Source organism: Bacillus thuringiensis (assembly GCF_001455345.1).
GTDB lineage: Bacteria > Bacillota > Bacilli > Bacillales > Bacillaceae_G > Bacillus_A > Bacillus_A thuringiensis_N.
Genome location: NZ_CP013274.1, coordinates 1,954,047 through 1,968,723, shown reverse-complemented (window position 1 = coordinate 1,968,723; position 14,677 = coordinate 1,954,047). Strand labels below are relative to the sequence as shown.

Sequence of the window (14,677 nt, the reverse complement as noted above, 5' to 3'; positions counted from 1 at the left end):
CATCTTTTATTGTACTATTTTTTTGTAATATATGCCCATTTATAACTGAAGTCCCCACCAAACGTATGATTAGCAATACCTTTTACAAATGGCTTCTCTAAATAAGCTGTACTTTGTTGGTACGTAGGAGAAATTGCTGCATCTTGACCAATTAAGATTTTTTCAGCTTCCGCAAGTGCATTCCAGCGTGCTTTATCATCTTTTAATAGCTCTCCTTTTGATTTCGCTACTAAATCATCATACTTCGGATTAGAATAATCCATTTCATTAAATGAGCTTCCAGTAACAAACATATCAATATAAGTCATTGGATCCGGATAATCAGGGCTCCATGCAGATAATGAGAATTCATATTGGAATTTCTTTTCTAAATCTAGCTTCTGCTTGTATGGTTGCTGTTTCAAATTCACTTTAATACCAGGCAAGTTTTTCTCTAGTTCTTCTTTAATAAAGTCGCCTACTTTTTTACGGCTACCGTTATCATCGTTTAGTAATTCAACCGTAATTGTATCTTGACCAAGCTCTTTCTTTGCTTCTTCCCATAATTTTTTTGCTTTCTCTGCATTATCTTTACTATCACGGAAGTTTTTATTTACAGAGCGGAAGTCTTTTCCATCTGGACCTGTCGTGAATTTTTCAGGTACTAAGAAATATGCTGGCAATGAACCGTCATTTAAAATAACATCAGCAATTCCTTTTTTATCGTATGCTAAATCAATCGCTTCACGTACTTTTTGATTTTTAAACGTTGCATTTTTTTGGTTAAAACGCAAGAAATACATACGTGGATCTAACTTCGTTTTAAATTCATCTGGCTTATTCTTTTTATATTTATCAACAAATTCAGAAGTTAAAATAACTCGATCTGCTTGATCACTATCATATAAATTTACTCCCGTGCTTGTTTCCTTCACAATATTCACATTAATTTCGTCTAACTTTACAGTATCTTTATCCCAATAATTAGGATTTTTCTTCAACTGATAATTTTGTTCATGTTTCCATTGACTCATTGTAAATGGTCCATTATATACTAATTTATCTGCTTCTAATCCGTATTTATCTCCTTGCTCTTTCACATATTTTTCATTTAATGGGAAAAATGTAGGGAACGACGTAAGCTCAAGAAAATAAGGTGCTGGTTGCTCTAATTCTACTACCAACGTTTTATCATCCTTCGCTTTAACACCCAATTGATCTGCTGGTAATTCACCTTTATTTACTTTCTGTGCATTTTTCACATCAAATAAAATGAATGCATATTCTGCCGCTATTGCTTTATCTAATGTACGTTGCCATGCATATACAAAATCTTGTGCTCGAACTGGATCACCATTTGACCATTTCGCATCACGTAATTCAAATGTATATGTCTTTTTATCTTCACTAATCTTCACATCTTTTGCCATACCTGGTGTTGGTTTATTATCTTTATCTAGACGATATAAACCTTCCATTGCATTTACAAATACACGGAAAGATACAGAATCTGTTGATTTAGATGTATCCATTGAAGGAATTTCAGCTGTTTCTAGTAAATTTAAAACTTGTTTATCGGCCATTCCCTTATTCGATTCTTTCTTCGTTGTCGAAGCCTTCTCACCATTCCCACATCCTGCAACCAATACACTCGTCGTTAACGCAAGTGCAGCAATTGTTGTTGTCTTTCTCTTCATTCTTCCTTCCCCCAATCTATATGTATAAGTTAAATCCTATATAATATATTTCATTATACAAAAGATTCTGATTATTTTAAATATTTATTTTAACAAACATAGAAAAAAGCGACCGGAAATTTCTTTCCAGCCGCTTTCTTGAATAGCATTTACTTGTAATCCATCCTCTATATCAAATGGATTTTGAACTTTAAATATTTCTTCCATCAGCTTCAAAAACTCTTCTTCAGTTTTAGATTCATCATTAACCATAAATGAGTATGGTTCCACTTCACCTAATTTATAATCGACAACAAATTGAATCTTCACCTTTTGTCTTGGCGTTCCGGTGTTATATCCTTGGAATTCTACTAATTCTAATCCTTCCGTTCCACGATAATATATCCAACCTGAATTTTGAAAATAATTTTCGAAAGATTCACCTATTGAAAAGAAAGGATATTCATAAAGCGAGCTTGTACGAACCTTTTGAATAACGTCTCGATCAGTCGGAAAAAAGAAATGACTAAAAAATATGCTAGCAACTGCTAAAATCGTAACGATTGTTGCTCCCATTTTACTCGTTCCACCACTATCACGAATGAGATACTTTTCAACCGATTCATCTTGAATTTCTCGTGCTTTTATTCGATATATACGCCTTTCTGCAAATTGATAATATAATCCATTCGCAAAAATCGCCATTCCAAATAAAATAAAAACGAGTAATAGAAACGTAAGAGGCACCATATTAATGATTGGCAATGCTACGTTGAAGCCCATATAGTAAGAAAAAGCATCACACGCTACTAATAACAATACAAATAAAGCTGCAGGTAAATAATACTTACGATATCCGAGCCAACCTACATTGAAAATAGCTGCCCAACCATTCCAGCTCCACTTAGCAATCCGCTTTTCCTCAAGCTCCCATCTCCTTTTGTAATACGGATATTGTCTCCCTACATATACTTCTAATTCCTTGTCTATTAGCGAGCTTCCTTCACTCTGTTCAATATGCAAATTCCGCTGGCAACTTTCACAATTTAACTGATTTCCCTCGCAAAGTTGCCCACAATTTATACATTTCAAAACAATCCCTCTTCCCATCCATACGTCATTTCAAAATACCTTCGTGTTTTAATAACCACTCTTTCCTCCATAAACCGCCCGCATACCCAACAAGTTTCCCGCTCTTCCCTATTACACGATGACACGGAACGATTATTGAAATCGGATTACGACTATTTGCTCCTCCTATTGCTCGTACAGCTTTCGTATTTCCGACTTTCTCTGCAATATCTAAATATGAAGCACTTACGCCATAAGGAATAGTATAGAGCGCATCCCATACATTTTTTTGAAATGCTGTTCCCTCGGCAGACAGCGGGACTGTGAACTCTTTTCTATTCCCCTTAAAATATTCATTGAGCTCATTTATACATTGGTCTATCATTTCATTTGTATGTTCTTCTTGTCTCTCATCAACAAATATAACAGACGTAATTCCTTTATCGTTCGCTGTAATTTCTAGCAAGCCTAATTCACTTTCATAATAAGCCTGGTACATAAGTCATCCTCCAATTCAATTCATATTAATTATTGTAACACGAATAGACAAAATTTTTCGTATAAGCGTTTTAATAGAGAAACAAAAAAGAGAATGATACAATGTAAGAAAATTCAATCTAGGAGGCTATTGGATGAATTCCAAACTTTTTTCACCTTATACAATTAAGGACGTTACACTAAAAAACCGGATTGTCATGTCACCTATGTGCATGTATTCATCAGAAAACGAGGATGGCCAAGTAACGAATTTCCATCTCGTTCATTATGGAACAAGAGCTGCCGGTCAAGTTGGTTTAGTAATGATTGAAGCAACAGCCGTGTTACCTGAAGGTCGAATTTCTAATAAAGACTTAGGCATTTGGAATGACAGTTTAATTGAAGGCTTACATAAAACGACTACTTTTATACATGATAACGGTGCAAAAGCAGCTATTCAACTTGCTCACGCCGGAAGAAAAGCTGAATTAGAAACGGATGCTTTTGCTCCATCAGCAATTCCGTTTAATGAAAGTATGAAAATACCAGTAGAAATGAGTATACAGCAAATAAAAAATACCATATTAGCTTTTCAGAAGGCTGCTATACGATCTAAACAAGCTGGATTTGACGTTATTGAAATACATGGTGCCCACGGTTATCTTATAAATGAATTTCTTTCTCCACTTTCTAATAAACGAACGGATGAATATGGGGGCTCATCTGAAAATCGCTATCGTTTCTTACGTGAAATCATTGACTCGATAAATACAGTTTGGAACGGACCGTTATTTGTTCGGATTTCAGCAAATGATTATCATCCTGATGGGTTAACGGTTCAAGATTACGTTCAGTATACAAAATGGATGAAAGAACAAGGGGTAGATTTAATCGATTGTAGTTCTGGAGCTGTTGTACCGGCACACATCAATGTATATCCCGGGTATCAAGTACAATACGCTAAACATGTTAAAGAGCATGCTAACATTGCAACTGGTGCAGTTGGATTGATTACGACTGGGTCTCAAGCGGAACAAATTTTAAATAATAATGAAGCAGATTTAATTTTTATCGGACGAGAGTTACTCCGCAATCCGTACTTCCCAAGAATAGCTGCCAATGAACTTGGCTTCGAGTTACAAGAGCCGTATCAATACAAGCGAGCACCGGGGAAAATCAGTACAAATAAATAAAACCGAGAAGCTATTCTTCTCGGTTTTATTTATTCTATCGTTGTAATTTCATTCGAATTATAAATGTGGATACCTGATTCTTCTCGCAATGCAGTTATATACATCCCTTTTGCCACATCTTTAGCAGAAATTGGTTTATACTTTTTGAAAGCCCCTTTAAATATAAAAGGAATCATACGAGATAACTTTTCAGCTATTCGTTCACCGAAACGGAATTCTTGTCGATTTCCTACTAATAAAGATGGTCTAAAAATGTGAATACCACCAATCACTAGCTTTTGTAATTCCTCTTCCATTTTCCCTTTCACTTGTGAATAAAAGAAAAACGATTTTGGATTTGCTCCCATTGAGGACACAACAAGGAAATTTTGCACCCCTTGTTTCTCAGCTAAACAAGCAGCTCGTAACGTATATTCATAATCTACCTTTTTGAAATTTGCCTTTGTTTTTGCTTTTTTGATTGTTGTTCCTAGACAACTAAATACATCATCTACTGCAAAAAATTCTTTATATTCCTCTAATACCGAATAATCTACTTGCTTTTGCTGTAACTTCTCATGTTTCCATTCCATTGGTTCTCTTACAAAAATAGTAACCGAATCGTAGTAATCTGATTCAAGTAATAGACGCGTTATCTCTTGTCCAACTAAACCACTTGCACCAAGTACTAACGCTGTTCGCTTATTCATATATGCATATACCTCTTATTTTACTTTTCTCTCCTTCAGTAAAATACAACTTTTAGGAGTTTCCTTCTCTCATTTTACCACAAGTAAAGCACTATGCGTACGCATAGTGCTTTACTCACTCTTTTTTCTCATCTTTCTCTCGTAATTTTGTTACTGTTGATGCATCCCCTAAATTACTTATTAATCTTCTTAAAAAAATTAAGACTAAGGCTAATGGTAATACTACCGCTAATATCAATAAAATAGCTTCCATTAAGTAGCCCAAACACTCATCCCCCTCTACATCCTCCTTTCATATATATGAACACAGCGTTGTCACATATGCATGTGTTCGCAAAAATAACACATCTATATTTGACAACTTTATAACAAAATCAAATCGGAATGATTATTATTTATTGCAACTTTATAAAAGATGTATTATACTAAGTTCGCAAACTAAAACGTAATTATTCCGTTTTGTATTAAAATGATATTTTTCTTCTATAATTGGGGAAAATATATCCGTAAAAAAGAAAAGAGGAGAACTTCATGCCTAAAAGATTGACTATATTTTCATTCTTACTTATTTTCACTTTAATTTTTACTGGCTGCTCAAATAAAAAAGAAAGTACTGCCAAGAAAGATGGAAAGCTAACTGTTTATACAACCATCTTCCCTCTTGCTGATTTCGCAAAAAAAATTGGTGGCGACTATGTAACTGTTGAAGCGATTTATCCACCTGGTGCAGATTCTCATACATTTGAGCCAAGTCAAAAACAAACAGTACAAGTTGCAAAAGCCGATTTATTCGTTTATAACGGCGCTGAATTAGAGCCATTTGCTGAAAAAATGGAAAAAGCATTACAAAAAGAAAATGTTAAAATTGTAAATGCATCAAAAGGTATTGAACTGCGTACTTCTACTGAAGAAGAGCATCATGATCATGGAGACGGCCACAAAGAGGATGAACATCATCACGATAAAGACCCACACATTTGGTTAGACCCTACTCTAGCAATGAAACAGGCAGAAAAAATTAAAAATGCACTTGTAGAATTACAACCTGACCATAAACAAGAGTTTGAAAAAAACTTTGCAGCACTTCAAACAAAATTTACTGATTTAGATGATCAATTTAAAGCTGCTGTAGCAAATGCAAAAACGAAAGAAATTTTAGTTTCTCATGCTGCATACGGGTACTGGGAACAACGTTATGGCCTGAAGCAAATTCCTATCGCTGGAATCTCAGCTTCTGATGAACCATCTCAAAAGCAACTTGCTGATATTACAAAAACAGCAAAAGAGCATAACTTAAAATATATTTTATTTGAAACATTCTCTACTCCAAAAGTAGCATCCGTTATTCAAAAAGAAACAGGTACAAAGATTTTACGTTTAAATCACTTAGCTACTATTTCTGAAGACGATGCGAAAAATAATAAAGATTACTTCACTTTAATGGAAGAAAACGTGAATACATTGAAAGAAGCTACTAACTAATCAACTTTTGATAAGAGGCTGAATATGACATTCAGCTTCTTTTTTTATGTGCTTCTGCTTGACTTGACCAAAATAACAAGTAAAATTATCCATATTAGCTTTTGAGCTATATTAATTTAGAAGGTGAGTTGGAATTATGACTCTTCACATTTGTGAAGTAACAGCAAAAAATTGGCGTTCAGTAGCTGCTTTAAACGTCGCAAAAGACCAGCAGCAATTTATTGAAAGTAATGCGTTTTCTTTAGCAGAATCATTATATGAAGGAAACGGAACGTCAATAGGTTTATATGATGGAGAAACACTTGTAGGATATGCAATGTACGGATGGTATTGGGAAAAGCGTAAAAGTGTGTGGTTAGACCGCTTTATGATTGACCAACAATATCAAGGAAAAGGATACGCAAAACGTTTCCTTCGCATACTCCTTCAATTCTTACAAGATAAATTTGAATGTAAAATAATTTATTTAAGTTTACATCCAGACAACAAACTCGCAATGGGACTATACGAATCCTTTGGTTTCCGTTTAAACGGGGATATTGATGATGAAGGCCCAGTTGTAGGTGTTGTAATGGAGTTACTTTTAGATGAACATACAAGCCTGTGAAAACAGGCTTTTTTAATCCTTCGTTTTTTACAATCTAGCATTTTTCTCAAAGCACTTAGTTAAGTCCCAAAAATAAGCCTGCAATATACGCAGACTTATTTCACACACTCCTCGAAATGTTCTTGGAACCATTCTTTATTAATATCTTTTCCGATAAATACGACTTCACTTACTCGTTCTTCACCCTCTTGCCACACTCTATCGTATGATGCAGCAAACAATGTATGTACACCTTGGAAAACGATACGTTTATCTACTCCATCGATAGACAAAATCCCTTTATAACGATACAAATACTCCCCTAGCTCTTGAACGACAGCTGACATCCACTCATTTAGTTTTTGTAAATCTAACGGGCGCTCTTCACGTAATACAAACGATCTTACCCCTTCTAGATGGTTATGTTCTGTATGAGGATAAATTTGTAACGTATCTTTCGTTTTAAACGTTTGAATTTGTATTAATGATGGAATATCTACATCACAGTTAGTGGCCTCGATTAACTTTGCAGTTGGGTTAATACCTTGCAGTTCCTGCAATAGATTTTCCTTTTCACTTTCATTCACTAAATCTAATTTATTTACTAAAACGACATCAGCAAATGCAATTTGTTCCTTTGCTTCTAGCCCTTTTTCAAAATGTTTATGTATATGATAACTATCTACTACTGTTACAACACCGTTAATTTGGTATGCAGATTGAATGACTGGATCTAAAAAGAATGTTTGAATAATCGGACCCGGATTTGCAAGACCAGTCGTTTCAATTACTAATCCATCAAAATCCATTTTACCTTCTGCTTTTACGTCCAGTAATTGTTTTAAAGCAACGAGTAAATCCTCACGTACAGTACAGCATAAACAACCGTTTGTCATTTCCATAATTTCTTCTTCAACATTCATAATCAACTGATTATCAATACCAATTTGCCCGATTTCATTTACGATCACTGCTAATTTTTGGCCGTGATTCTCTGATAAAATACGATTTAATAATGTCGTTTTCCCTGATCCAAGAAAACCAGTTAATATTGTTACTGGAATCATTTCCTACATCTCCTTATAGCTATATGTTTCTACATTATAGCATATAGAGAAAATCGTTTTTGTAGCAAAACATATTTATTGTTTGTACGCCCCTCTAACTATATAATAATATGTAGTAAGAAAGCCTTTTCAAAAAAATAACCATTCATCAAGGGGGTACTTATAATGGAACGAGTTCAAATGGCCGAAACGCTAGAATTTTCTCGCATTATTCAAGGTTTTTGGCGCTTAGCAGAATGGAATATGACGAAACAAGAATTACTTTCTTTTATTGAAGAATGCATGGATATGGAGATTACTACTTTCGATCACGCTGATATTTACGGCGGTTATACGTGTGAAGGGCTGTTCGGAGAGGCATTACAACTAAAGCCTTCCTTACGTGAAAACATGCAAATCATCACAAAATGTGGAATCGCTCCCCCATCACCAAAATTTCCAGAGCGGTATGTTGCTCACTACAACACTAGTGCAGAACATATTATTCAAAGTGCAGAAGCATCACTTAAAAATTTACATACGGATTATATTGATGTACTGCTCATTCATCGTCCTGATCCTTATATGGATCCAAATGAAGTAGCGGAAGCATTCTCACGCTTAAAGCAAGAAGGAAAAGTTCGTCACTTCGGTGTATCTAACTTTTTACCTTCTCAATTTAATATGCTTAGTTCGTACTTAGATTCCCCGCTTATTACGAATCAAATTGAAGTATCTGCACTGCAGCTTGAGCATTTTGAAAAAGGGACAATTGATTTATGTCAGGAGAAACGAATCAACCCAATGATTTGGTCACCACTTGCAGGTGGTGAAATTTTTACTGGTCAATCAGAACGCGCTGTACGTGTACGTGAAAATGTTCAAAAAGTTGCTACTGAGCTAGGTGTTAATAGCATCGATACTGTTATGTACGCATGGTTACTCGCTCATCCAGCTAATATGATGCCAATCGTTGGCTCTGGTAAATTAGATCGTGTAAAAACAGCCGCTCTTGCTACAAAAGTTAACTTAGATCGTCAACAATGGTTTACAATTTTCGAAAGCTCTAACGGGCATCCTGTGCCATAATATAAAAAAAGAAGAGCTGTTTTCTTACAGCTCTTCTTTTTCATATGTATTTCTCGTCATTGCAAATACACACATATCCCTTAATCCATTTCCATCGACCGCAACACTCGCACTTTCTAAAATACCTTCTAACTTAAATCCTAATTTCTCTGGTATGGCTCTACTCTTCTTATTTAGAGAATCACAACGAATTTCTACTCGGTTTGCTTTCAGTTCAGAAAACGCGTAATCCGTTATACCTTTCGCAGCCTCTACCATATAGCCCTTTCCACTAAACCTTAAATCAATCCAATACCCGATTTCAAATTGAGGTATATCCCAATTAATACGATGTAATCCGCTAGAAGCAATAAATTCACCTGTTTCTTTCGAAAAAACTAGTAATCTTAAATCCTCACGCTGCAAAAATTGGATATGTGATTTTCTAATGCTTTCTTCTACTTCTTCCTCTGTTTGCTCCTTTTGAGCAAAAACCATCCATGGTTTTAATTCTTCCATAGAAGCTTGAATTGCATCGTATACAACTTTACCGTCACCCGGTTTCGGCATTCGAATACATAGCCTTTCAGTATAAAATTCAGAAGGAAAATCGAATAATAATGGATTCACTGTAAACACTCCCTATAGTTCTTTTATATATAATAATATCCATCTCAAACTATACAGTAAAGAAATTTCTGAATTTTACACATTTTACTCGTTCACCTCTACCGCTACACGAACCCCAGATTCAATTGCCCCTTGAATCCAACCGTGATATAACGTCGTATGGTCTCCAGCGAAGAATATTCTTCCCTCTGGTTTGACAATCACTGGTTGCAACTCAGATTCTTGACCTGCCTGAAATAGCGCAAACCCTCCAAGTGCATATGGATCCAATGTCCAACTTTTTGATATTCCAGACAAGAATTCATCATATACTTGACCACCTAATATCGTTGCTAAGTTTTGTAATGTGTAATAAATACGATCCCCCTTTGATAATCCATCCCATAACAACGCATCATATGACCATGTATAGCTTCCTAGCATCATAGCTGGTCCCTTCTCTCCAATTCCATAGCTTGGATAATAGGCGTAACGAATTGGCAAATCCGTTATAATTCTGCCACCTAATTGTCCTTGTTCTTCCCAAAATCTACTTTTAAATTGAATTCCTATTTTTGTCGCAGGCATATAATGCAATTCACGAATTGCTTTCCATTTTTCATGAGATATAGAATCAAATGGATCTACTTCCACAAAACGCATTGCCGAAAACGGAATCGTAACAATAACCAAATCACCAGTTATGCTACTATATTCAAACGTTTCTTCGTTCCGATAGAAAGCCGTCACCCCATTATCGTGTTGATGCAGTTTCATTAATTTTTGGTTATAAATAATATTTTCTTCTAATTGTGGTAAAAAGGACTTTGGTAATCTATCATTCCCGCCTACTATTTCACAAAATCCACTCTCCTCTTGCATAATATATAAAAAGCGCAACGTTTCAACAAACGACCTTTCCAAAAAACCTTCTAAGTCTAAAAGAACACCAATCATTTCAATCGCTACTGGCGAAAAGTACGTATTATATTGATAAGGATGATACTTTAAAAATTGTCCTGTAGAGTATCTTCCAAAATCCTTTACTACAACATCCCAATTTTTTTCTGGGTTCTTTTTTATAAAATTTATAATTGGCTGTACCGCTAACAATAAGAGCTCCTCAGACGTTTTCCCGACTTCATTCATTTCCACAGGATACTTTAATATACTTGGGTCTTTTTCATATTGTTTTAATGTCGTTTTCCGGCCATTTACGTAAATAATATCCGTCTCATTCCTATTAATAAAAGAGCTTACCTGCAGCCCAAATTTTCTTATATACGCCATCGTTAATATGTGCGAATATGGAATTCTCATTGCCCCTACATCCAAATATAATCCGGTATCTTCCATTCTAACCGTCTCTATGCGCCCACCTACCCGGTTGTTTGCTTCAAAAATTTTCACTTCATGTCCGGCAGCTTTTAATAAAGATGCCGAAACCAATCCAGCCATACCGGCCCCTACTACTATAATTCGCTTCGGACGAGTCGTCTTCTTTAACCCATTATTTATAACTCTTAACGTTTCATCCATCTCTATGTTATACATTATATCTTTCTGCACAATTCCACCCCTTACTTCATAAAATGGGCATTAGTGGTTTAGTGCATTTTATTCATACATCCCCATAAACATAACAACATGGAAAGAGGAATATTCACTAAAAGTACATAAGAATTAGCTTTCACACCTCTTCACGCCTCGTATAATATAGCAACAGCAAAGAAGGAGTGGTTGAAAATGAAACAAACTTACGACTACCACGCTACAAAGAAGTATTTAGAAGAAAAGAAACAACAGCTATGCAACAAACTTAGTAATATGCATCTATCTAAAAAAGAACGTGAACAACTAAAACTTGAGATTGATAACTACGAATATATTCTAAATGTAGTCGAAATGAATCATTATGAACGAGGATTTTCACGTTAAAAGTGGATATGTAATTTATCCACTTTTTATTTTGAGCATTTCATTACGCATTTTTCGTAAGTAAATATATAATAGGATGTACATTAAGATTGAGAGGTATATTCTATGATCAAATTAAGTGTATTAGACCAATCCCCTATTTCAGATGGTAGTACGGCAGCCCAAGCTTTTTCACATACAGTTACGCTTGCACAAGAAGTTGAAAAACTCGGATATACACGCTTTTGGGTATCCGAGCATCACAATTCTGTAAGCCTTGCTGGTTCAAGTCCTGAAATACTTATTTCTCACATTGCAGCAAAAACGGAGCGTATGAGAGTTGGTTCAGGTGGTGTTATGTTGCCGCACTATAGTCCATATAAAGTCGCTGAGAACTTCCGCGTTTTAGAAGCGCTTTACCCAAACCGTATCGACCTCGGTGTTGGTAGAGCACCTGGCGGTATGCCAATTGCGACTCGCGCACTTCAAGAAGGAAAAATGGTCTCACTTGATCAATATCCAGAACAAATTGCAGATGTTGCAATGTACTTACATGATCAAGTACCAGAAAACCATCATTATGCAAATTTAAAGGCTACTCCTGTGATTCCAACATCTCCCGAAATGTGGATGCTTGGTTCTAGTGGAGAGAGTGCAAGGATTGCCGCACAACAAGGTGCTTCTTTTGCATTCGCACAGTTCATCAACGGATACGGTGGACCCGAGGTAATGGAGGCTTATCAAGAACAATTCCAACCTTCCTATCTAGGAGATACACCAAAATCAATCGTCGCTATTTTTGTTATTTGCGGGGAAACAACTGAAGAGGCGGAAAAAATTGCTTCTAGTTTAGATTTATCAATCTTATTACTAGAGCAAGGGAAGCGAACAACTGGTACTCCTTCTATCGAAACTGCACAAAATTATTCATACAGCGCTTATGATTTATTCCGTATAAAAGAAAATCGTCAACGTATGATTGTCGGTGATCCATCTTCTGTGAAAGAAAAAATCGTAAACTTAAGTAAAGCGTACAATACTGATGAATTTATGATTGTCACAATTACTCATCGATTTGAAGATAAATTAAATTCTTATCGCTTACTAGCAAATGCTTTTCATTTATAATAATAAAAGGGAGATACATCAATTATGATGCATCTCCCTTTCTTACTACTTATTACTTTTGTCATCTATATATTCAATAGCCTCTTTTAATAACTCATCAAAATTCTCAGGATAATCATGGTTTAAATTAGGCACAACTTTATACTTATGTTCTATATTCTTATCTCTTAATAATTGTACAAATTGTTGCGCACATTCGAAACAATCTTCATCTTGATCCCCGCACACTATATATCCCTTTATATTTTTATCTTGTAGCACTTCCAACCACTCATTCCATTCTTCAATCTCTGGAAGCCACGGTGCCATAAAAATAAAACCATCTACATCTATATCTTTGTGTAAAATCGTATACAAAGCTACTCCTGCACCAGCAGAAAAACCACCAATTATTACTCTTTCTACTGTATGATTTTCTATAAACTTAACGTAATGCTCTTTTAATTCTTCTTTTGCTCTATGTATATCATCCCAAACAAACCCATCTGAAAACTGAATTTGCGAAGACTGTGGTAAAGCTAACGTATAATCTTGTGTCAAAACAGATTTCCAATATGGTTCTACTATTCCTATATTTTCTTGATCACCGTGCATTGCAATAAATAGTTTGTCTTTTCTCTTGCCGTCTATATATTTCACGTCTGCTCGTTCTGTTTTCTTTGCTAACTCTTCTCTCTCTTTACATAATTGAACCATTTTCTGAAAGTCTTCAAATTTATGTAATGATTTTAAATCGTCGTCCGAAATTAAATACTCATTTCCATACCAAAAACCCTTTTCTATAATAGCTTCCTTCATTAAATGCAACGCTTCTTCTTCAAGTCCTGCCGCACTCGCTAATGCATATTTAAAATTATATATTTGCGCCTCATTCCCCACTATACCTTTAGCATGCTCCATTATATAAGTGTACGCTTCCAAACTTCCTTTCTTTGCATAACAATGTAACGTTTCATTTAATAATTGAATATAAGTCATATTATTTTTCATACTCAATTCCCCCGTAACCTTTTATAATATTTATTTCTCAAATCTTTATACCATTCTGTAATCAATGTATATAACCCACGCTAACAATACTTTATTCTTGGAATGATACTTAATCATTACTCCTATTTGTCCAATAAGTTTATTATAAAGTTTAATAAACTGAAAAATCAATATATTATCAAACAAAAAAAAAGACAACAATATATGTATTGTTGTTTTCCATACATCTACCCACTCTTTTGTTTTTTTCTATCTGGTTTACTTGAAACTAAATAATGCTTTTCTGAAATATATAAGTTTCTTTTTAATATACGATTTAAATACGGCCCTAATTTCACCCCGCATATAAGGCGATCTTCACTACCTTCAACAATTGGAAACATTTCTTTTTCTGTTACATATTGATCTACTGCTTTTTGTACGATATCAATTTCTTTCACTAGGTTTAAGTTTTCTTCTGTATGTTCAAATACCTCAAGCGTTTCCTTCGTAATCAGAAAAAGATTTGTTGGAAATGCAGGTAAATACGGCTTTAACAAATCATAATTTACTGTATAATTATCATTTACTAATACTGTATAAACGATATTAGCATTCGTTTCTAGAAACTTAGCCATTGCTTGCTCTAATTCATCTTTCGTAATTTCACGCTCTTCTTTTCCAGTTTTGAAAAAGCGAAACATCGCATCGCCTCCTTTTTACTATATTATAGCATAAAAGAAAACTGAAAAATCACAAAAAAGTCATTGAAAAGATTTTTCAATGA

16 protein-coding genes are annotated in these 14,677 nt (G+C 34.8%); 6 read left to right on the top strand and 10 right to left on the bottom strand.

Going from position 1 to position 14,677, the window contains the following annotated elements; translation table 11 throughout:
• Window positions 1-14 precede the first annotated feature (14 nt).
• The 3 genes from ATN06_RS10295 to ATN06_RS10285 form a co-directional block, all read right to left on the bottom strand.
• Complete coding sequence (locus ATN06_RS10295; protein ID WP_060630546.1) at window positions 15-1,676, bottom strand: peptide ABC transporter substrate-binding protein; 1,662 nt, start codon at window positions 1,674-1,676, stop codon at window positions 15-17.
• 84 nt (window positions 1,677-1,760) lie between these two features.
• Window positions 1,761-2,765: a DUF2628 domain-containing protein gene (locus ATN06_RS10290; protein WP_060630545.1), complete on the bottom strand. Its 1,005-nt coding sequence runs from the start codon at window positions 2,763-2,765 to the stop codon at window positions 1,761-1,763.
• Window positions 2,766-2,772: 7 nt separating this feature from the next.
• Window positions 2,773-3,225 carry a methylated-DNA--[protein]-cysteine S-methyltransferase gene (locus ATN06_RS10285; protein ID WP_060630544.1) on the bottom strand — a complete coding sequence of 151 codons (453 nt, stop codon included), beginning with the start codon at window positions 3,223-3,225 and terminating at the stop codon, window positions 2,773-2,775.
• A gap of 133 nt (window positions 3,226-3,358) precedes the next feature.
• On the opposite strand from ATN06_RS10285, the gene namA reads away from it, so the two are divergent.
• A complete protein-coding gene (gene namA, locus ATN06_RS10280; RefSeq protein WP_060630543.1) occupies window positions 3,359-4,396 on the top strand; it encodes an NADPH dehydrogenase NamA in 1,038 nt (345 codons plus the stop codon).
• Window positions 4,397-4,425: 29 nt separating this feature from the next.
• Here the strand turns inward: namA and ATN06_RS10275 are convergent, their stop codons facing one another.
• Both ATN06_RS10275 and ATN06_RS10270 read right to left on the bottom strand, forming a co-directional pair.
• On the bottom strand, window positions 4,426-5,085 hold the full coding sequence (locus tag ATN06_RS10275; protein ID WP_060630542.1) for an oxidoreductase: 660 nt from the start codon (window positions 5,083-5,085) through the stop codon (window positions 4,426-4,428).
• 115 nt (window positions 5,086-5,200) lie between these two features.
• Window positions 5,201-5,350 carry a hypothetical protein gene (locus ATN06_RS10270; RefSeq protein WP_000540925.1) on the bottom strand — a complete coding sequence of 50 codons (150 nt, stop codon included), beginning with the start codon at window positions 5,348-5,350 and terminating at the stop codon, window positions 5,201-5,203.
• Window positions 5,351-5,616: 266 nt separating this feature from the next.
• On the opposite strand from ATN06_RS10270, the gene ATN06_RS10265 reads away from it, so the two are divergent.
• Window positions 5,617-6,567 (top strand): metal ABC transporter substrate-binding protein, encoded by a 951-nt coding sequence (locus ATN06_RS10265; protein ID WP_060630541.1) that lies wholly within the window; start codon window positions 5,617-5,619, stop codon window positions 6,565-6,567.
• A 136-nt stretch (window positions 6,568-6,703) separates the two neighbouring features.
• Complete coding sequence (locus tag ATN06_RS10260) at window positions 6,704-7,174, top strand: GNAT family N-acetyltransferase (RefSeq protein WP_000172416.1); 471 nt, start codon at window positions 6,704-6,706, stop codon at window positions 7,172-7,174.
• Between the two features lie 95 nt (window positions 7,175-7,269).
• On the opposite strand, the gene ATN06_RS10255 is transcribed toward ATN06_RS10260, so the two are convergent.
• Window positions 7,270-8,220 carry a CobW family GTP-binding protein gene (locus ATN06_RS10255; RefSeq protein ID WP_060630540.1) on the bottom strand — a complete coding sequence of 317 codons (951 nt, stop codon included), beginning with the start codon at window positions 8,218-8,220 and terminating at the stop codon, window positions 7,270-7,272.
• Between the two features lie 165 nt (window positions 8,221-8,385).
• On the opposite strand from ATN06_RS10255, the gene ATN06_RS10250 reads away from it, so the two are divergent.
• Window positions 8,386-9,288 carry an aldo/keto reductase gene (locus ATN06_RS10250; RefSeq protein WP_060630539.1) on the top strand — a complete coding sequence of 301 codons (903 nt, stop codon included), beginning with the start codon at window positions 8,386-8,388 and terminating at the stop codon, window positions 9,286-9,288.
• Between the two features lie 24 nt (window positions 9,289-9,312).
• On the opposite strand, the gene ATN06_RS10245 is transcribed toward ATN06_RS10250, so the two are convergent.
• Together ATN06_RS10245 and ATN06_RS10240 are read right to left on the bottom strand one after the other, a co-directional pair.
• On the bottom strand, window positions 9,313-9,897 hold the full coding sequence (locus tag ATN06_RS10245; RefSeq protein ID WP_060630538.1) for a GNAT family N-acetyltransferase: 585 nt from the start codon (window positions 9,895-9,897) through the stop codon (window positions 9,313-9,315).
• 84 nt (window positions 9,898-9,981) lie between these two features.
• A complete protein-coding gene (locus ATN06_RS10240) occupies window positions 9,982-11,445 on the bottom strand; it encodes a flavin monoamine oxidase family protein (RefSeq protein WP_060630537.1) in 1,464 nt (487 codons plus the stop codon).
• 177 nt (window positions 11,446-11,622) lie between these two features.
• Here ATN06_RS10240 and ATN06_RS10235 point away from each other — a divergent pair, with 177 nt between their 5' ends.
• Window positions 11,623-11,814 (top strand): DUF3896 family protein, encoded by a 192-nt coding sequence (locus ATN06_RS10235; protein ID WP_060630536.1) that lies wholly within the window; start codon window positions 11,623-11,625, stop codon window positions 11,812-11,814.
• 105 nt (window positions 11,815-11,919) lie between these two features.
• Entirely contained in the window at window positions 11,920-12,921 is a 1,002-nt protein-coding gene (locus tag ATN06_RS10230; RefSeq protein ID WP_060630535.1) for an LLM class flavin-dependent oxidoreductase, read from the top strand.
• Between the two features lie 45 nt (window positions 12,922-12,966).
• Here ATN06_RS10230 and ATN06_RS10225 read toward each other — a convergent pair whose 3' ends face one another.
• Window positions 12,967-13,911 (bottom strand): alpha/beta hydrolase, encoded by a 945-nt coding sequence (locus ATN06_RS10225; RefSeq protein WP_060630534.1) that lies wholly within the window; start codon window positions 13,909-13,911, stop codon window positions 12,967-12,969.
• 227 nt (window positions 13,912-14,138) lie between these two features.
• Window positions 14,139-14,594: a DUF3939 domain-containing protein gene (locus ATN06_RS10220; protein ID WP_060630533.1), complete on the bottom strand. Its 456-nt coding sequence runs from the start codon at window positions 14,592-14,594 to the stop codon at window positions 14,139-14,141.
• Window positions 14,595-14,677 lie beyond the last annotated feature (83 nt).